Origin of the sequence: Pontibacter roseus DSM 17521 (genome assembly GCF_000373265.1) — a bacterium.
Classification (GTDB): domain Bacteria; phylum Bacteroidota; class Bacteroidia; order Cytophagales; family Hymenobacteraceae; genus Pontibacter; species Pontibacter roseus.
In genome coordinates, this window is the sequence record NZ_KB890767.1 from 343690 (window position 1) to 364168 (window position 20479).

The following is a 20479-nucleotide window of genomic DNA, read 5'->3' on the forward strand; positions in this document are numbered from 1 at the left end:
GAGGGCGCTGGTTCCGGCCGTTTAGATTTGCCATATTTGCAAGCTAAGCGTCGAAGAACCTATTTTAATGAAGGCCCTTTACAAATCTGCCTTTTTCCTGATTCTGCTCCTGTTGCCTCTGGCCACCGTGGCCCAAAAACAGAAGTCGAAGGCACAGCTCCAAAAGGAAAAGAACGAGAACCTCAAGCGTATCAAAGAAGCTAACCGAATCCTGCAGCAGACAAAGGTGCAGAAGGAGGCTTCTATTGGCCAACTGAACGTGATTCAGGAGAAGATTGCCGTACAGAAGGGCGTCATCAGCACCATATCACGCGAGATACAGCTTCTTAATTCAGGCGTGAAGGAGACGGAAGGTATAGTGGGCGAGCTGCAGGCCGACCTGGAAAGCCTCAAAGCTGAGTATGCCACCATGGTATACGCTGCCTCCAAAACTGCCAACAGCTACAACAAGCTCATGTTCGTGTTTGCGGCCGACTCTTTCAACAAGCTGGTCATGCGCCTGCGCTACCTGCAGCAATACTCCGAGGCACGCAAGAAGCAGGTGGAGCTGATAAACAAGGTGCAGGCAGCCCTGACAGGACAACTGCGCATGCTGGAGTCACAGCGGCAGGAAAAGAAAAGCCTTCTTGACAAGCAGGTGGTGGAGAACAAGAACCTGCTCTCCCTGCGCTCGCAGCAGGACAACATGATTCAGAAGCTCAGCAAGCAGGAAGAAACCCTTAAAAAAGAAGTGGCCCAGCGCCAGCAGGCAATTAAGAAGCTGGACAACCTCATTGCCGATATCGTGCGGGAGGAGATAGCCCGCGCGGCACGGGCAGCCCGTGAGGAAGGCCGCGCCACCAGTGGCAGCTCCAGCAAAATCACCCTCACGCCTGAGGCAGCACTCATTTCTTCTTCCTTCGCTGGCAACAAAGGTCGGCTCGCTTGGCCGGTGGAGCGCGGCTTCATCTCCCAGAAGTTTGGCCGCCACAGCCACCCCGTGCTGAAAGGCGTGGTGATTGAGAACCGGGGGATAGACATACAGACCGGACAGGGAGAGTCTGCGCGCGCCATATTCGAGGGCAAGGTGCTGACGGTGGCCAGCGTGCCGGGTATGAACAACATCGTGATGGTGCAGCACGGCGAGTATTTTGCCGTATACGCCAAACTACGAACGGTGAATGTTACGGAAGGGCAGACAGTGAAACCCAAAGATGTGATTGGCACCGTCTATACCGATGCCAACGGCACCACAGAGCTGCAGTTCCAGATTTGGAAGAACAACAACAACCTCAATCCAGAGAGCTGGATAAAATCAAAATAAGAGAGGCCCTTTGTTATAACAAAAAGCGCAGACACCTTCCTGAGGTGTCTGCGCTTTTTAGTAAGGGGGAAGTCTGCTTCCGAAATGGCCTTAAAAGAAAAAACACCCTACAAAGCAGGGTGCCTTTCCAAGCTATGAAAACAAACTTAAAATTATATTTCAATCACTGCTCCCTGTTTGAGGGGCCTGTGTTAAAATTCTACGTTTAATTTACAACCTTCCTGCTAGATAAGCAACAAGAACATTAAAAAAATCGGATATTTATTTAAGGCTTGTTTATCAGCGTCACCTGCCAGGTATGGCACCGGCGACTCCAATTGGTTGCACGTTCCTTATAACAAGTAGCGGGCCAAAAATCAAAAGATAACCAAGTGACTGATTTTCACCACAAAACGTTTTACAGCAATGCACATATTTCCCGTTTATGGAACATTGATTTCCATATTGGGAAATAACAGCCGGAAATGTTCCGGCTAGCGTAAAGAACCTTGAGCCTTGCCTGGTAGTGCGGCTAACGTGTGAGACTCCTGCAGTTTCTACGAAAGCGCCTCCGCTAAAGTTTCTAACCACACAAGCATACCTGCAGCCTTCGCTTTTTGCTCAGTCCTTGCCTTGTAACGCTATCTAAAGTACCAGCTCTATACCAAGCGAACAGAAAATACGGCAATTAAACTAAAGTGTTGTTTTGTGAGTTTAATTAAAATATAAGCTTTATTTTTGCAGCGATTCATCTTAAATTTTAAGACCATGGTTTACACCAACATTTTTGCATTTATCGGAGGTTTGGGCGGCACAGAGGTTATCCTGATTCTGTTTGCTATCCTCTTATTGTTCGGTGCCAAGCGTATTCCTGAGCTGGCAAAAGGCTTGGGCCGCGGCATCCGTGAGTTCAAAGATGCCACCAAAGAAATCAAGACTGATATTGAGAACTCCGTAAAAGACGACAACCGAGCGAAGTAATCCATACAGCATAAGCATTTATGAATATTAGTACAATTCTCCTCTTCCTGGCAGACCTAGGGGGAGGAGAAATACTTGTTGTACTAACAGCAGTACTCCTCTTATTCGGCACAGACAAGCTCCCAGGTATGGCCCGCTCAGTTGGGCGCGGCATGCGTGAGTTCAATGACGCCAAGAAACAAATCAAGGACGAGATAGAGCGTTCCGTCAAGGACATTAACAAGCCCGAATAGTTTGAAACCATACAACTCGCTACGTGACATCCGTGCCGACATTGCCGCTGGGCAGCTGTCGTGCAGCCAATTGGTAGAGCACTACCTGCACAACATCAAGCAAAAGTCTGAATTGAATGCCTTCCTGGAGGTTTTCGAGGAAGGGGCAAGGGCACAGGCCGCCGCTGTGGACAAAAAAATGGCTGCAGGTACCGCCGGCAAGCTGGCAGGCATGGTCATTGGCTTAAAAGACGTACTGGCTTATGAAGGCCACAGCTTGCAGGCCTCCAGCCAGATTCTGGACTCCTTCAAGTCGCTCTATTCCGCTACCGCTGTACAGCGCCTGCTTGCCGAGGATGCCATCATCATCGGCCGTCAGAATTGCGACGAGTTTGCCATGGGCGCCTCTAACGAGAACTCCTCTTTTGGTCCGGTGTTGAACGCCGACGACCATACCCGTGTACCGGGCGGTTCGTCGGGCGGCTCAGCTGTGGCCGTGCAGGCAGACCTTTGCATGGCCTCCATCGGTTCCGACACGGGTGGTTCGGTGCGTCAGCCGGCCTCTTTCTGCGGTGTGGTGGGCCTCAAGCCTACCTATTCCCGCATATCGCGCTATGGCCTCATCGCCTACGCCTCCTCCTTCGACCAGATTGGAATTCTCAGCAAGAACGTGGCAGATGCCGCCCTGCTGCTGGAAGTGATGGCCGGAAGCGATGAGTTTGACAGCACCGTGAGCCACCGCGAAGTGCCGCCTTACAGCCAACTGCTGCAGGCCGACAAGAAATACAAAATAGGCTATATCCGGGATTGCTTCGAAAGCGAGGGACTGGATACAGAGGTGAAAAATAGCATCCTGGGCGTGAAAGACATGCTCCAGGAGGCAGGCCATGAAGTCGAGGCGGTGGAGTTCCCATACCTAGACTACATGGTGCCGACCTACTACATCCTCACCACCGCCGAGGCCAGTTCCAACCTGGGCCGCTTTGATGGGGTGAAATACGGCTTCCGAAGCAACAATGCGACAGACCTTACCTCTCTTTATAAGAAGACGAGAGCTGAGGGCTTCGGCCCTGAGGTGCAGCGACGCATCATGCTGGGCACCTTCGTACTGAGCGCCGACTACTACGACGCCTACTATACCAAGGCGCAGCGCGTACGCCGTCTTATAAAAGAGAAGACCGACGAGTTGCTCAAGAATTATGATTTTCTTATATTGCCTACCGCTCCTACTACGGCTTTCAAAATAGGAGAGAATACGGCGAATCCGTTGGCCATGTACTTGGCTGACATCTTTACGGTTCAGGCCTCGCTTGCCGGCGTTCCAGCCATCTCTATACCGGTTGGTCGCGATGCGAATGGTCTTTCCATCGGGTTGCAACTGATGACCCGCTCATTCGAGGAGCCGCAACTGCTTGCTTTCTCGAATTACATCTTGGACAAGATAACCGTTGAAGCATAATTCATAATGACTCACATTAAGTTCTTTACAATACTTGCGGCTATTGTTAGCGGCATGTGGGCGAACCATGCCCAAGCCGCCAGCCCCAGCCTCAGGTTTGACAGGCCCATTCTGGAAGATTCCCTGAAGCCAAAAGCAGACACCACCTTCCCTTCTGAAGAAGACTTGGCCCTGCTGGTGGAGCACATTCCCTATGAGCCGGACGATGTCATCCTGGACAGACTGAGCTGTATTGAATCCGATATTCCCTTGGTGTTCAATAAGTTCGTTCGAAACCATATTGATTACTTTACTGTCCGCAACAGGAAGTATACCCGCACCATGCTCTCACGAGAAAACGTGTATTTCCCGCTGTTTGAGAAGTACCTGAAAAAGTACAACATGCCGCAAGACATGAAGTACCTCGCCATCGTGGAGTCAGGCCTGAACCCCAAGGCGGCATCCTGGGCAGGCGCAGTGGGCTTGTGGCAGTTCATCAAAACGACTGGCAAAGAGCACGGACTGGACCAGACCCAGTACATTGACGAGCGGATGGACCCTGAGAAGTCCACGGATGCGGCCATGCGCTTTCTGGGCCGTTTGTACCGCAACTACGGCGACTGGGAACTAGCTATGGCAGCCTACAACTGTGGTCCTGGTAACGTGAACAAAGCCATCCGGCGTGCAGGCGGCGGCAAGAAGACCTTCTGGGAAATCTTCCCATACCTTCCAAAGGAAACCCGCAGCTACGTACCTTCTATGACGGCCGTCATCTATGCCATGAAGTATGCGGCGGAGCACAACATCTTCTCCGACTCCATTTTGTATGCACCGAGCTATACCCACTTGGAAGTGAACCAGGCGCTTGACCTGGAGAAGCTGGCAACAGAGTTGCACGTGGACACGAAGGATATTCTGGCTCTCAACCCGGAGATAAAGAAGTCTGCTTTGCCTCAAGGCACCCGTAATTACAAACTACGCGTTCCGGCAAACCGTGCCGCCTTACTGGCGTCCACTACAGATGCAAGCTGCATCCTGCTAGCTGCCGCCCCTACCCCACCGCCAGCCAGGCAAACCGCACCGGCTGACGCTCCTGTGTTGCTGGCAGCAACAGCGCCTGCGGGCAAGGATAGCCTGGAGCAAAAATCTTACACGGTGCGCCATGGCGACAACCTCATGAAGATTGCCAACAGACACGATGTGACAATAGACCAGCTGAAGGAGTGGAACAACCTTTCCGGCTCTATGATAAAGGCCAACCAGAAGCTTGTTGTATGGCAACCTGCCACACAAGCCGCCCCTACTTTACTGGCCTCAGCAGAGCCTGCAACAGCCAAAAAGGCCAGTGCTCATGCTCCTGCCAAGGCAGCGGTTAACAAGGCACCGGCAAATGCCCAGCCAAAGCAGGATAACTTTATCTATCATGTACAGCCGGGAGACACCCTTTGGACCATATCTCAGCGCCATGAAGGCCTTACGGTTGAGCAAATCAAGAAGCTGAATAAACTCAAGAACAACTCCATCAAGCCTGGCCAACAGCTCATACTTGGTTAGCAAAACATGTTGCAAAACAAAAGAAGCACCTTCTCTCAGGAGGTGCTTCTTTTGTTTTATAGGCTTGCCTTCTAAACTAATTTTTGACATACCAAGTGGTATGCAGACAGCAGAACCAGCACGGCACATCAAAAATCCTGCGCTTCTGCTGCATTAAGCACTTTCACCTTGTATCTTTGAAGGCTACAGCTTTGATTAACCATAAAATCTTATGAAATTGGCTTTTAGCCCATGCCATATATAGTTTTATTTTAATAAAGCGGGCAACCATACCTGATACGACACAACAACGCATACGATGATTAAAGTAAACAAAGAAGATGCCCTTAACTACCACATGCAGGGGCAACCCGGTAAGATAGAGGTAGTTCCTACAAAAATGCTGAGTACACAGCATGACTTGGCTTTGGCATACTCTCCTGGAGTTGCTGAGCCCTGCAAAGAAATCGCCGCTGACAAAGAAAATGTATATAAATATACTGCTAAAGGAAACCTCGTTGGTGTTATCTCCAATGGAACTGCTGTACTCGGCTTGGGCAACATAGGCCCCGATGCCTCCAAGCCTGTGATGGAAGGGAAAGGCGTACTTTTCAAGAAGTTCGCAGGTATAGACGTTTTCGATATTGAAATTGACTGCACCGACCCGGAAGAGTTCATCCGTATCGTCAAGTCGCTGGAGCCTACGTTTGGCGGCATCAATCTGGAAGACATCAAAGCACCTGAGAGCTTCAAGATAGAGAACGCGCTGAAGGAGCAGATGAACATCCCGCTTATGCACGATGACCAGCACGGCACCGCCATCATCTCCTCGGCGGCACTGCTCAACGCGCTGGAGCTGGCGGGCAAAAGAATCGGGGAGATTCAGATTGTGATAAACGGCGCGGGTGCCGCCGCCATCGCGTGCACCAAGCTGTATGTGGCGTTGGGAGCCAAACTGGACAACATCGTGATGTTCGACAAGGACGGCATCATACGCCCGGAGCGTAACGATTTGGATATTTACAGAGCACAGTTCGTGACGCTACGCAAGATAACCACGCTGGCGGAGGCTATGGAAGGCGCTGACGTGTTCATTGGACTGTCGGCTGGTAACGTGCTGGCCCCAGAACTGGTGAAGCTGATGGCTCCTAATCCTATCATTTTCGCGCTGGCTAACCCAGACCCGGAGATTCCCTATGACGTGGCCATGGAAACCCGCGATGATTTGATAATGGCCACTGGCCGCTCCGACCATCCGAACCAGGTGAACAACGTGCTTGGCTTCCCCTATATCTTCAGAGGGGCATTGGACGTGCGCGCCACTGAAATAAACGAGGCGATGAAACTGGCGGCCGTACGGTCGCTGGCAGCGCTGGCCAAAGAGACAGTTCCTGACATTGTGCACAAAGCCTATGGGGACAACACCATTGCTTTCGGCCGCAACTACCTGATTCCGAAGCCGCTTGACCCACGTTTGATTACCACCGTGTCGCCGGCAGTGGCCTTGGCGGCTATGGAGAGTGGTGTGGCCCGCCGCCCTATCACCAATTGGGAAGCTTATGAGGAGGAGCTGCAGGAGCGCATCGGCATTGACCAAAAGCTGATGACCCGCATCACCAACCAGGCCAAGGAGAATCCGAAGACGGTGGTATTCACCGAAGCCGACAACTACAAGATTCTGAAGGCCGTGCAGATTGTGAAAGAGCAAGGTATAGCCAACCCGATTCTGCTGGGTAACAAGGCACGAATCGCGGCTATCATCCAGGAGACCAACCTGGACCTGCACGATTGCCCCATCATCGACCCATACGAGGAAGATGCCAAGCGCGAGGAGTTCGCCCAACTGCTATACCTGAAGCGCCAGCGCAAAGGCCTTACTTTGTTCGACAGCCGCCGCCTGTTGCGCGACCGCAACTACTTCGGCAGCATGATGCTGGAGACAGGCGAGGCGGATGCGCTCATCTCCGGCCTGACGCGTGATTACTCCAAAACGATACTCCCGGCGCTGCAGGTGATTGGCGTGGAAGAAGGCATCAACAAGGTGGCTGGTATGTATATCATCCTGAGCAAAAAGGAGCCTTATTTCTTTGCCGACACCACCGTGAACGTGAACCCTACGGCCGACGAACTGGTGGATATCATTGGCTTGACCGCACGCGCTGTCCGCTTCTTCGACACGGAGCCGCGTATGGCCGTTCTCTCCTACTCCAACTTCGGGTCAGTGCAGGGCGATATACCTAACAAAGGGGCAGAGGCCGTAAGAAAGGCGAAGCAGCGCTATCCTAACCTGTTGATAGACGGCGAGATGCAGGCCAACACGGCTATGAACCGCAACCTGCTGCGCGAGCACTATCCATTCAGCGAACTGGCTGAGAAGGGCGCCAACACGCTCATCTTCCCAACGCTGACCTCCGGTAACATTGCCTACAAACTGCTGCAGGAGATTGGTGGCGCCGAGGCCATCGGTCCAATCCTGATGGGTATGCGCAAGCCGGTGCACATTCTGCAGCTCGGCAGCTCAATCCGCGAAATAGTCAACATGGTAGCCATTGCTGTCGTAGATGCTCAAAACTATAACAACCAACATATATAGATGATAGCCTATATCGACGGGAAGCTTACGTTCAAAGACCCAACCTATGTCATCATCGATGTGAATGGCATAGGCTATCAGATAAAGATATCGCTGAGCACATATTCTGCTCTGCCAGAGGGTGAGCGCTGCAGGCTGCATACCTACCTGCACATCAAGGAGGATGCCCATACCTTGTATGGCTTTATGACGGCGGCGGAGAAGGATATTTTCCTGCACCTGATTTCCATTTCGGGGGTTGGCCCCAACACCGGTCTGATGATTATCTCCTCCCTATCCGTGGAGGAGATACAGCAGGCCATCGTGCGGGAGGATGTGCGTACCATACAACATGTCAAAGGTATAGGAGCCAAGACGGCGCAGCGCATCATATTGGAATTAAAGGATAAAATAAAGAAAGAAACATGGATAGCTGATAGCACTGCGGTTCCTGTTTCTGCACACAATACGATACGTGCAGAAGCGTTATCAGCTTTAGTTACACTGGGTTTTGCCAAGAACGTGGCCGAGAAAACGCTGGATACCATCATCAAGCGCGAAAACAGAAACCTGAGCGTAGAGGAGCTTATTAAATTTGCCTTAAAGTCTTCTTAACGGTAGAGTCCACTTGATTCGGAATAGTAAAAAAAACAGCCTGCTGTTTGCAACGGTTGTTGCTATCACTTTGCTTGCTTGGTGGTCGCACGCGGAAGAGGTGCGTTCTGCCGGCAGATTTGAGTCCCTGATTCTTCCAAACTTATTATTCCAGGATACCATACCCGGTGACTCGGCCAAGCTGCAACCCTATATACCTAGCCGCAGACCGACCTTTGTGCCTAGCGATAGGATTGGTAGCCCCTTCGGCACCCGCTCCAGCTCCTCCCCTCTCCTGCTCGGCCCTCCTTCCAACCTCGAACTCGAGATAGAATTGGATGACAGCCTGCGGCAGTACAACATCAACGAGCGGATTGGCGAGGTAGATTACCGCCTGCCTTCGGCCATGACCTGGGAAGAATACTCCAGATGGCAGCGGCAGCAGGCCATCCGCGACTACTGGCGCAGCAAATCCGCTGGCCTGGACGGGGAAAGCGTGGTGACGGGGCGCCGCCTGGTGCCCAAGATTTACATCAGCCCGATGTTCGACAGAATTTTTGGGGGCAACTTCGTGGACATACAGCCCAACGGCAACGTGTCGCTCAAGTTTGGGGCCCGCTTCAACCGCAACGAGAACCCCTCCATACCGCTCCGCCAGCAGCGCACCGGCGACTTCGACTTCGACCAGAACATCTCCCTGAACCTGGTGGGCAAGATTGGCGAAAAAATGCGCCTCAACTTCAACTGGGACAACAACGCCAACTTCGAGTTTGAGAACAACATGAAGCTGGACTATACCGGCTTCGATGAGGAAATCATCCGCAAGGTGGAGGCCGGTAACGTCAGCCTGCCACTCAACAACTCCCTCATCACGGGGGCGCAGAACCTGTTCGGCATCAAGACGCAGCTGCAGTTTGGCCGCTTGGGCGTGACGGCCATCGCTGCGAACCTACGCGGACGTAACGATGAGGTGGTAATTCAGAACGGTGCCCAGAACAAGCCTTTCGAGATACGGGCCGACCAGTATGACCGCGACCGTCACTTCTTCCTGTCGCACTTCTTCCGTAATCGTTACGACAAAACGCTCCAGAACCTGCCGCTGGTGAACTCTGGCATCGTGATTAGACGCCTAGAGTTGTATGTGACCAACAACAACCGCAGCACCGAGAACCTGCGCAACATGGTGGCTTACATGGACTTGGGCGAGGCGGACCCCTACCGCAACCAGTTCGAGCAGAACCCCAATGCACCGGCCTCCAACGATGCGAACACGCTATACAGCCTGATTGCCAACAACGGCCAGGCCCGTAACAACGACCAGGTGGATACCTACCTCAACAGCCTTGGCCTGCAGAAGGCGGTTGACTTTGAGCACGTGCGCGCCCGCCGCCTGGACCCCCGCGAGTACAAGTTCAACCCACAGCTGGGCCACATCTCCCTGACTACCGCTCTGCTGCCTGACCAGGTGCTGGGCGTGTCGTTTGAGTATACCTACAATGGCAGGACCTACAAGGTGGGCGAACTGCTGGAGGATTACCAGAACCTGCGTGATGACCAGGTCATCCACATGAAATTGCTGAAGGCGACCAACCCGGCACTGGAGTTCCCCACTTGGGACCTGATGATGAAGAACGTCTACAGCCTGGACGCGACGCAGGTGAACCGGGAGAACTTCCAGTTGCAGGTCATCTACAAAGATGATGAGACTGGCGTGGACATCACGAGTTTAAAGGAGCCGAGTCCAATCCAAAACCTCCCGCTGATTGAGGTGCTCAACCTCGACAACGTGAACAGCAACAATGACAAGCCCCGCGACGGCAACTTTGACTTCCTGTCCGGCATTACCATCGACCCGGAGACAGGCCGCATCTTCTTTCCGGTCGTGGAGCCGTTCGGTAGTTATCTGGCCACAAAGTTCGCAGGTCGCCAGGATTTGATTGACAGGTATGTGTTCCAGGAACTGTACGAACAGACGCAAACCGATGCGCAGCAGAACACCATCAAGGCCAAGTTCTACTTGAAAGGACGCTTCCAGGCCAGCTCCACGGATGAGATTATACTTCCAGGTTTCCGCATAGCAGAGGGTTCCGTAGCCGTATATTCTGGAGGTACGCGCCTGGAGGAGGGAACAGACTATCAGGTGTTCTATGACTTAGGGCGTATCAAAATCCTGAACCCGAGCTACATTGCCTCGGCCAGTGATTTGCGCGTGACCTATGAGAAGGCCGAACTGCTCAACATCCAGCCGCGGTCTTTGCTGGGTGCCCGCTTCGACTACCGAGTGAACAATGACCTTAACCTGGGGGGTACGGTGCTGCACATCAACGAGCGGCCCTATATCAACCGGGTGAGCATCGGCGATGAGCCGACCAACAACACCATCTACGGATTGGACGTGAGCCTGAACAAGGAGTCCCGCTTCCTGACCCGGATGACGGACAAGATTCCGTTCATCCAGACCAAAGCCCCTTCCAGTGTCACGTTCAATGGCGAGTTCGCGCAGCTGGTACCGGCCAATTCCAAGTCGCCCGTGAACGAGGATGGCACCTCTTACCTGGATGACTTTGAGGGCGCCGAGACGCCTTTCAGCTTGGGCGGCTTCAACAACACCACGTGGCGCCTGGCGGCTACGCCTGCCCCACTGGCGACCGGCACTGGTCTGAATTACGCCTTCAACCGAGCCCGCGTGGCCTGGTATACCATCGACCAGATATACTACCGTGACAGTGAAGGGCTGCGGCCTAGCAACATCAGCAAAGAAGAGCTCGCCAATCACTACGTTCGCCCGGTTCAAAGGTATGAAGTGTTTCCGGGCCGGGACCGCGAGATTGCCAATGCCTATGAGTATACCTTTGACATGGCCTATTACCCGCAGGAGCGTGGCCAGTATAACTACAACCCAAATGTGGATGCGCAGGGCAGGCTGACGGGCGACCCACGCAAGAACTGGGGCGGCATCAGCCGCGAAATAGCCTTTGACACGGACTTTGACAATGCCAACATCGAGTATGTAGAGTTCTGGCTGATGGACCCTTTTCTGGAAGGAGAGAATGGCCGCAAAGATGAATTCGGCAACCCGATTGTGAGCAATGAGGGCGGCGAACTGGTTCTGAACCTGGGCAACGTGTCCGAAGACATCCTGAAAGACAACCGCTACTCCTTTGAGAACGGCCTGCCCACCTCCGCCACGGATAACCAGAACACACAGCGCACGCCTTGGGGCCGCGTCACCACCCAGCAGTTCCTGACAGATGCCTTCTCAGGTGTGCCGGGCGCTAGGAACTTCCAAGATATTGGCCTTGATGGTTTGGGCGATGACGGGGAGCGCGAATATTTCCAAAGCAGTTTCCTGGGCCTTATCCCGGGAGGAGCACCACAGTCAGTACTCAGCGACCCTTCGGCAGATAACTTCCTGCACCACCTCGATGAGTCGTACGACCAGCAGAATGCAGGTATACTGGCCCGCTACAAGCGCTTCAACGGTATGGAGAACAACTCACCGGAGCAGAGCCGCTTCTCCAACTACGCCTTCCCCGACAAAGAAGACCTGAACCGCGACAACGTCATCAGCGATTTGGAGCAGTACTATGAGTATAAAATAAAGCTGCAACCAGGCGAGATGAGTGTGGGTCAGAACTACATTGTGGACCAGATTGTGCAGCCCGACATCAACGGTGACCGGGTGACCTGGTACCAGTTCCGCGTGCCGGTGCGTCAGCCAACGGGCAACGTGGGCAACATCAGCGGCTTCAAGTCCATCCGCTTCATGCGCATGTACATGACCGAGTTTGCCGACCCGGTGGTGCTTCGTTTTGTGCAGTTCCAGTTTGTGGCCAACCAGTGGCGCACGTTCCTGCAGCCGATAACGGATGGCAACCCCTGCCTGTCCTGTACCGACGACGCCCGTTCTTTCACGGTCTCTACGGTGAATATTGAAGAAAACAGCGAGGTAAGCGGCTCCACCATACCTTATGCGATGCCGCCAGGTATAGAGCGCCTACGTGACTACGCCGCCACCAACAACCGCCGCCAGAACGAGCAATCGTTGCAGCTGTGCGTGGACGACCTGAAGGATTCCTTCTCCAAGGCCGTGTACAAGAACCTGTCCATCGACATGCTCATCTACAAGCGCCTGAAGCTGTTCCTGCACGCGCAATCCAGCGACCCGAATACCCGCGACAACGACATGCAGGCGTTCATCCGAATTGGCACGGACTATACCCAGAACTATTACGAGTATGTGGTTCCGCTGAAGCTGACACCTCCGGGAACGACCAGCCAGGAAGGTATATGGCTGTCAGAAAACCAGATTGACGTGGCGCTGGAGGATTTCGTAAACGCCAAGGTGGCCCGCAACAAGATTGTGGGCTACGACAACCGCCGCCCTTATGAAGTGAACGTAGGAGGCAAAATCATACGCGTGGTGGGCAACCCGGATTTCAGCGAGGTGCAGAGCGTGATGATTGGCCTGCGCAACCCGGCTTCTCCAGGCGAGGATGCCCAGCCGAAGTCCATTTGCATGTGGGTGGACGAACTGCGCGTGACCGATTTCCGCAACCAGTCTGGCTGGGCCTCTAACGCCCGCCTCAACACCAAACTGGCCGACTTCGCCAACATCACTGCCACCGGCAGCTATACCACTGTCGGCTTCGGGGCGCTGCAGCAGAAGATAGCGCAGCGGGCCCGGGAAAACACGGCCCTTTTCGACGTGAGCGCCAATATTGTAGCTGATAAGTTCCTGCCCGAAAAGTTAGGCATCAAAGTACCGGTATCGGTGCAATACGGTACCCTCAACAGCCAGCCGCAGTTCGACCCGCTGGACAAAGACGTGCTGCTGGACGAGTCGGTGACCAGGTATGAGACACGTGAGGCGCAGCGGGAGTACCGCCAGGAAGTGAGCACACGGGAGACGCGCAAGAGCGTGAGCCTGCTCAACGTGCGCAAGGAGCGGACCAACCCGGAGGCGAAGGTGCGGCCGTATGACGTCGAGAACCTCTCCTTCTCCTACTCCTACGCCGAGCGCCTTTTCACCAACATTGAGACGGACCGCGACTATACCAAAACCTATACCGGGGCAGTCGCCTATACCTACAACAACACGCCGCGCAACTACGAGCCGCTAGCCAAGGTGGAGGCGCTCAAGTCGCCATACCTGCGCCTCATCCGGGACCTGAACTTCACGCCGCTGCCAAGCCGCTTCTCCTTCCGTGCCGATTTGGACCGCAGGTATAACGAGACGTTCCTGCAGCGCCGCGACCCAGGTACCGGGCTCATCACCTCTCGCGGCATAGACCCTACGTTCCAGAAATACTTCTTCTTCAACCGCATCTACGACCTGAAGTGGGACATCAGTAAGAACCTGTCGCTGGACTACACCGCCACCAACCGTGCCGTGGTAGACGAGCCGGACGCCCGCATTGACAGAGATGTGGATTCGCTTCGCTACAAGAACAAGGTGATTTGGAACAACCTGCGCAACTTCGGGCGCAACACCAACTTCAACCAACTCATAGCCGCCAATTACAAGGTGCCGCTCGATAAGTTCCCGCTCACCGACTGGCTGGGCGCTGAGACCCGCTACGCCGTTACCTACATCTGGACGGCCGGCTCCACGGCCCTCAACCAGGATGCCAACTTCCAACTGGGCAACACGGCCGAGAACAGCACCGAGTTCAGCGTGAACGGCCGCGTTGATTTGGTGAAGCTCTACAACAAGGTGAAGTTCCTGAAGGATGTGAACACGCCAGCTGCGCCACAGGCAAGGCCAGCTACTCCGGGCGACACCACGGTGCAGAAGTCGGCGTCAGGTATGGGAGTGGCCAAAGGCCTGGCCCGCTTCCTGATGATGACGCGCTCCATCAACTTCACATACCTGCAGAACCAGGGCACCATGCTGCCGGGCTACCTGCCGCGCACCAAGATGTTCGGCTTCGACGATGGCTTTGACGCGCCTGGGCTGCCGTTTGTGCTGGGCCGCCAGTATGATTTGGATGAGTTGTACTACCGTGCCTTCAACAACGGCTGGTATACCGACAGCAGCCAGTACTTGAACACGCCCTTCAGTGGCATCCTGACAGAGACATTTACGGCAAGGGCTAACCTGGAGCCGTTCCGCAACTTCAACCTGCAGTTGGACGCGCGCCGCAACATGTCTGAGATTGAAGAGGTGTTCTACCGCAAGCAGTTTGATGATTTTGGGAATATTGGCACGGCCAATGAGCGTCAGAACCCTATCAACACGGGTTCCTTCAGCGCCTCGTTCTACGCCCTGAACACCATGTTTGAGTCTACATCAGGAGGCACATCGGCTGCCTTCGACAACTTCATCCGGAACCGCCACGAGATTCGCGAGAAGCTCACCAATGCCAACGCCGCCGCCGGCGACTCAGGCTATTCTCTGAACTCACAGGATGTTCTGCTGCAGTCGTTCCTGTACGCGTACCAGGGCCGCGACGCAGACGGATTCCAGGCCAAGGGAGGAAACCCGTTCAAGCGACTGCCTATCCCGAACTGGCGAATCGATTACAATGGACTGTCGCAGTTGCCGTTCTTCCAGCGCTGGTTCAGCCAGGTGAACCTGACGCACTCCTACAACTCCAGCTACAACGTGACCAGCTTCACCACGTCACTGGCCTACGAGAACAACCCAGGCGATTTCCCGACGAACAAGAACGAGTTCGGGCAGCTGATACCGTACTACATTCTGAGCCAGCTCACGGTGGCGGAGCGACTGGAACTGCTAGGCATCAACTTCCGTACGAACACCAACCTGACCGGCCGCCTGGGCTACAAGCTGGAGCGCAACCTGTCCCTGAACCTGACCAATGCGCAGGTGACGGAAACGAATGTCAAGGATTATACCTTTGGCTTCGGGTATAGCACCAACAACTTCCGTATACCTTTCCGGATACGCGGGGAGCGCAAGGTGCTGGAGAACGAGCTGACCATGCGCATGGACATGTCGGTGCGGGACAACCAGACCGTGCAGCGCGCCATCGCGCGGGATGAGCAGGGCAACGAAATCAGCCAGAACCAGATAACGAACGGCACAAAGCAACTGCAGCTGCGCCCCACGGTGGACTATGTGCTGAGCCAGCGCGTGAACATCCAGTTCTACATGCTGCGCACTGTTTCAGACCCTCAGATATCCACCTCGTTCAGGAACAGCGTGACAGAAGGAGGCGTGCAGCTGCGAGTAAGTCTGCAATAATTTTTAGCATTGCGAAAAAGACCGTATTTTTGATCAGACATTAAACCAACGATAAAATGAATCTACCTGAGACTTTAAAGTATACGAAAGACCACGAGTGGGTGCGCGTGGAAGGTGATGTGGCCTATGTGGGCATCACTGATTTTGCACAGAGCGAACTGGGCGACATTGTGTATGTGGATATCGACACAGTAGACAAGGAAATCAGCCAGAACGACGTATTCGGTACGGTAGAGGCCGTGAAAACGGTTTCTGACCTGTTCAGCCCACTCAGCGGCACGGTGCTGGAGTTCAACGAGAAGCTGGACGGCAGCCCTGAGTTGGTGAACTCTGATGCGTATGGCGACGGCTGGATCATCAAAATGTCTATTGGCGACACCAGTGAGCTGGAAGGCTTGTTGTCAGCAGACGCTTACCGCGAACTTATCGGCCAATAACCTCTCCGTATAGAAGCAGGTTTGATACTCCGGTATAACCTTTTTACCTTACTTTGGGCAGCAGTGATCATGATAACGACGCTGCTGCCCTCTTCTTCTATGCCCTCCCTGTCTATCTGGGAGCTTTTCTCATTCGATTCCTTTGCCCACGCTTTCTTGTTCGCAGTGCTCACCTACCTCATGATTGTGGGCCTCAAGAAGCAGTATACCTATCCTAAACTACAGTACTACGCCATCCGGACGGCCTTCTTTGTGAGTTCCATGTTTGGCGTATGCATCGAACTGATTCAGCACTACTTCATACCCGGCCGGCAGGGTGACATCATCGATGTGCTGAGCAATACCATCGGCTGCCTGTTGGGCATCCTCCTCTTCCGCTGGATTTACCAGCAGTAGTCTAGGCTGCTGGCTATACCTCTCCTGCGCAAGACAATACCGCTACGAAATGCTACAGGGTATTTTGCTGAATTTCAGCTGCCCCACCTCCTCCGGCTATTGCCTATGTGGTTGCTATTGGTTAGCTTTAGTACAATTTCCCCTAAACTTTTAGCTAGGCTTTCACCCTTTAGCATTGCGCTTCTATGTGGCCTTTTTACAGACTTAACCATACGCTCCGGCTGCCTGCCCTTTGGCTCCTGTTTCTTTTACCGTTGGGGCTAGAGGCGCAACAGGCACCACTGCAGAAGCAACACGCGCAAAAGCTAGCACCACACCTCCATCAGATTAAGAACCGCACAGCCGCTTCGTACCGGGTGCAGGTACAGGACAAGGACGCGTTCCGTTCATGGCTCCAGCAGCAGCAACTTAACCTTGGGATAAAAAACGTAACCTCCGATGGCCGCATCCTGCTCGTGTCTGGCCTGAACCCGAAGCAGCTCCGGTTACTGCTCACCTCCCCCGCCGTGCTGTATGTGGATAAACCGAACCGCGTAGCCAAGGAAGAACTGGAACTGAAGGATGCGGACTATGTGGCCAACAACATCTATGCGGCGCAGGCCCGCAATCCCCAGCTGAAGGGACAAGGGATGGCCGTGTCCGTGAAGGAAAGCCCGTTCAACCCAACGGACCTTGATTTAAAGGGGCGGGTTATGGCCCCGGAGACTTTCGGTAGCACCACGAGCCAGCATGCTACCACCATGGCCACCTTGGTGGCAGGTGCGGGAAACTCGGGCCCCAATGGCAGAGGCGTAACCCAAGAAGCGAAGATAGCCTACTCCGACTTTGCCGAGTTGTACCCTGACGACAGCCAGCAACTTCTGGGCAAGGGCATCAGTGTACAGAACCATTCCTACGGGGTGAGTGTGGAGAACTACTACGGTCTGGAGTCGCAGGCTTATGACCGGTCAAGTTACCAACACCCGCAACTCCTGCACATCTTCTCGTCGGGTAACAGCGGCGACAAAGCTGAAACCACCGGCACCTACGCCAACATCCCGGCCATGGCCAACCTGACTGGCCAGTTCAAGACTTCCAAGAACACCATGAGCGTGGGGGCGCTGGAGCCGAACGGGCAGGTAGGGGTGCGCAGTTCCAGAGGCCCGGCCTACGATGGCCGTGTGAAGCCGGAGCTTGTGGCGCATGGCACAGGGGGCACCTCGGAGGCCGCCGCCGTGGTATCAGGTATAGCACTGCTGGTGCAGCAGGCGTACAAAGAAAAACACAATGGGCAATTGCCTCCTGCCTCGCTGGTGAAGGCAGCGCTTATCAACAGCTCAGAAGATGTGGGCCGTCCTGGGGTAGATTTTGAAACTGGGTATGGCAACGCCGATGCACTCGGTGCCATCCGAACCATACAAGAAAGCCGCTTCATAGTAGATGCCCTAGCCCAGGGGCAGGAGAAGACCATTCAACTGACTGTGCCGGCTGGTGTGCAGCTTCTGAAGACCACCCTTGTCTGGCACGACCCGGAGGCTGCTCCCAATGCTGAGAAGGCGCTCCTCCACGACCTGGACCTGACCCTGCACAGCACAGCCAGCAGCCATACCTGGCGTCCTTGGGTGCTCAGCACCTTCCCACATCCTGATTCGCTGCGGCTGCCCGCCAGGCGCGGCACAGACCGGCTCAACAACGTGGAGCATATTACTCTTAACACTCCTGCAGCCGGCACCTATACCTTGCGGGTCAAAGGACATACCATTCCGCAGGGACCACAGACCTTCAGCCTGGTGTATGAATATGAACGGGGAGTGGAGTGGCTGTACCCAACGGTTGGCACCACCCTGCTGGCCGGCGAGCTGAATAGGATAACCTGGCAAGGTACTCCTCCGACGGGTAAGGGAAGACTGGAATACCGCCTGGCGGGGGAGCAGGTATGGCACAGCATAGCCAGCGACCTTGACTTGGCCAGTTCCAGCTTTCAATGGGAAGCGCCTGACACGGTAGCGATGGCGCAGTTGCGCCTCTCGGTAGGCGGTGTCCATACCTTATCAGATGAGTTTCTGCTGGCACGGCAGCTACAGTTACGGGTGGGTTTCAACTGCGCAGAGCAGGTCCTGCTCCACTGGCCAAAGCTTCCCAATACGGAAAACTACCGCCTCTATTACCTTGGCGATACCAGGCTTCAACCACTCCTCACAACGGCTGACACCCTGGCCGTACTCGACAAATCCGCTCTTCCCGGAAGCGCCGACTTTGTGGCTGTCGTGCCTGTCGTGCAGGGCCTTGAGGCACAGTATAGCCCTTCCATCCCTTTCGGGCAGACAGGCGTAGGCTGCTACATCACCAGCTTTCTGCCCAGGCAACTGGTCATGGACACCGTGGAGTTGGACCTGGAGCTCGGCACCCGCTTTCAACTCGCCTCCATCACCCTGGAGCGGCAGGAACAGGGAGTATTCAAGCCTATAGAGACCCTAGCGTCCGTCACGCAGTTGCGGCATCAGTTTACAGACCCTCTTCCATCCTCCGGCAGAAACCTGTACCGCGTGAAAGTCACGACCACGGAAGGGAAAGTTTTTTACAGCCAGGAGGAGGAAGTGATTTTCGCCGGAGCCGGCTACATGCGGGTATACCCTAACCCAGTGGCGGCAGGCCAGCCCTTCCACGTGGCCGTAGGAAGCGATGAGGCCCAGATTCAGCTGTATGACCAACTGGGCAGGCTGGTACTGGAGACCATCGAAATAGGCGTACTCAAGGAGGTGCAGACCTCCGGCCTCACCCGCGGGCTCTACATCATCCGCCTTAAAACGGACACAGGCAGCAAGGTGATGGGGAAGGTGCTGGTGCTGTAGCGCGTCCTGCGCTTCTATTAATAGATTTGAACGCTCGCTTCTGTGCCACAGATTCCCCCGCAATATGTATACCTGTTGCAGGGAGCATAAAAAAGCACAGCCCCCGCCGAGGCAGGAGCTGTGCTGTATAAGGCGTATAGAAGGACGTAATCCTAGTACAGGTAATCCAATGCGATTTTGTCGTTTGAGTTGAACGGACGGTTCTGGCCGCTGCCGATACAAGCCAGCATCCAGGAGTTAGGATCCTGTGCTGTTGGCGTACCAGGCACGTGTACCGCACCTACCGTAGAGGCACCTTCGTTGGTATAGCTACCGCCGCAGCTGTACGCTCTGTCCATGTAATCGGTGTGACGGAAACCGATGCAGTGGCCAATCTCGTGGGCCAGGATGGTAGCGAACCAAGACTGGTTAGGAGTTGAGCCAATGTAACGGGTAGCCACTTTGATGCTGTTGTACGGGTTACCGCTGGTTGGGAAACCAGCCGAAGCCAGGTACTGCGCTGACTTAGGGGCAGCCACGATGTGGATATTACCGCCTGAAGCGACACGGCTCATCGTGATAGTCAGACCTTCGGCATTGTAGCGGGCAATCGCCTCGTCCAGAGCCGTCGCATAGGAAGCCGGCAGTTTCGGGTCAATGGAAAGGGTGATGTTACGGCCAGTGCCCGCGTTCACCAGGTTAGTGGTGCGGTATTGCTCTGCCTCGCCTACGCGAAGTGCGTTGGTGTTGTGCGCGCTGGTCAGGTCCTTCTCTGACAAGAAAATGTCACCTTCCACGATGTATCCGCCTTCTGTGCGCTCCACGTTCTTGTTATAGAACCCCAAGTTGGAAATCTGGGTAAGCACTTCCTGTGATACTTCTTCTTTGGTGGTAACTTCTGCATCCTGCTGGCAAGATGTAAAACCAAGCGCAACCACAAAGGCTGGCAGTAAGAGTAAGCGGGTTAATTTCATAAAAGTTTAATGTTTTTTAGTTAGACATCTTGAAATATAG

The 20479-nt window shown here is 54.3% G+C and carries 12 protein-coding genes; 11 read left to right on the forward strand and 1 reads right to left on the reverse strand.

Going from position 1 to position 20479, the window contains the following annotated elements; genetic code table 11:
- Positions 1 to 67: 67 nt before the first annotated feature.
- The 11 genes from B051_RS0118000 to B051_RS0118050 all read left to right on the forward strand — a co-directional run bounded on the left by B051_RS0118000 (position 68) and on the right by B051_RS0118050 (position 19486).
- Positions 68 to 1303 carry a murein hydrolase activator EnvC family protein gene (locus tag B051_RS0118000; RefSeq protein ID WP_018479621.1) on the forward strand — a complete coding sequence of 412 codons (1236 nt, stop codon included), beginning with the start codon at positions 68 to 70 and terminating at the stop codon, positions 1301 to 1303.
- Between the two features lie 747 nt (positions 1304 to 2050).
- Positions 2051 to 2263: a twin-arginine translocase TatA/TatE family subunit gene (tatA, locus tag B051_RS0118005; RefSeq protein ID WP_018479622.1), complete on the forward strand. Its 213-nt coding sequence runs from the start codon at positions 2051 to 2053 to the stop codon at positions 2261 to 2263.
- A 20-nt stretch (positions 2264 to 2283) separates the two neighbouring features.
- On the forward strand, positions 2284 to 2496 hold the full coding sequence (locus tag B051_RS0118010; protein ID WP_018479623.1) for a Sec-independent protein translocase subunit TatA/TatB: 213 nt from the start codon (positions 2284 to 2286) through the stop codon (positions 2494 to 2496).
- A 1-nt stretch (position 2497) separates the two neighbouring features.
- Positions 2498 to 3934, forward strand: a complete 1437-nt coding sequence (gene gatA / locus B051_RS0118015; RefSeq protein WP_018479624.1) for an Asp-tRNA(Asn)/Glu-tRNA(Gln) amidotransferase subunit GatA — start codon at positions 2498 to 2500, stop codon at positions 3932 to 3934.
- A 6-nt stretch (positions 3935 to 3940) separates the two neighbouring features.
- Entirely contained in the window at positions 3941 to 5467 is a 1527-nt protein-coding gene (locus B051_RS0118020) for a lytic transglycosylase domain-containing protein (protein ID WP_026236508.1), read from the forward strand.
- 298 nt (positions 5468 to 5765) lie between these two features.
- Positions 5766 to 8039, forward strand: coding sequence for an NADP-dependent malic enzyme (locus tag B051_RS0118025; protein ID WP_018479626.1), 2274 nt, complete (start codon positions 5766 to 5768; stop codon positions 8037 to 8039).
- Positions 8040 to 8633: a Holliday junction branch migration protein RuvA gene (ruvA, locus tag B051_RS0118030; protein WP_018479627.1), complete on the forward strand. Its 594-nt coding sequence runs from the start codon at positions 8040 to 8042 to the stop codon at positions 8631 to 8633. It begins immediately after the preceding gene.
- 13 nt (positions 8634 to 8646) lie between these two features.
- On the forward strand, positions 8647 to 15822 hold the full coding sequence (sov, locus tag B051_RS0118035; RefSeq protein WP_157579034.1) for a T9SS outer membrane translocon Sov/SprA: 7176 nt from the start codon (positions 8647 to 8649) through the stop codon (positions 15820 to 15822).
- Between the two features lie 56 nt (positions 15823 to 15878).
- On the forward strand, positions 15879 to 16259 hold the full coding sequence (gcvH, locus tag B051_RS0118040) for a glycine cleavage system protein GcvH (protein ID WP_018479629.1): 381 nt from the start codon (positions 15879 to 15881) through the stop codon (positions 16257 to 16259).
- A gap of 69 nt (positions 16260 to 16328) precedes the next feature.
- On the forward strand, positions 16329 to 16655 hold the full coding sequence (locus B051_RS0118045) for a VanZ family protein (protein ID WP_018479630.1): 327 nt from the start codon (positions 16329 to 16331) through the stop codon (positions 16653 to 16655).
- A 185-nt stretch (positions 16656 to 16840) separates the two neighbouring features.
- The gene (locus B051_RS0118050; protein ID WP_083919476.1) at positions 16841 to 19486 is read left to right on the forward strand and encodes a S8 family serine peptidase; all 2646 of its coding nucleotides are present in this window, start codon (positions 16841 to 16843) and stop codon (positions 19484 to 19486) included.
- Between the two features lie 152 nt (positions 19487 to 19638).
- Here the strand turns inward: B051_RS0118050 and B051_RS0118055 are convergent, their stop codons facing one another.
- A complete protein-coding gene (locus B051_RS0118055) occupies positions 19639 to 20439 on the reverse strand; it encodes a M57 family metalloprotease (protein WP_018479632.1) in 801 nt (266 codons plus the stop codon).
- Positions 20440 to 20479 lie beyond the last annotated feature (40 nt).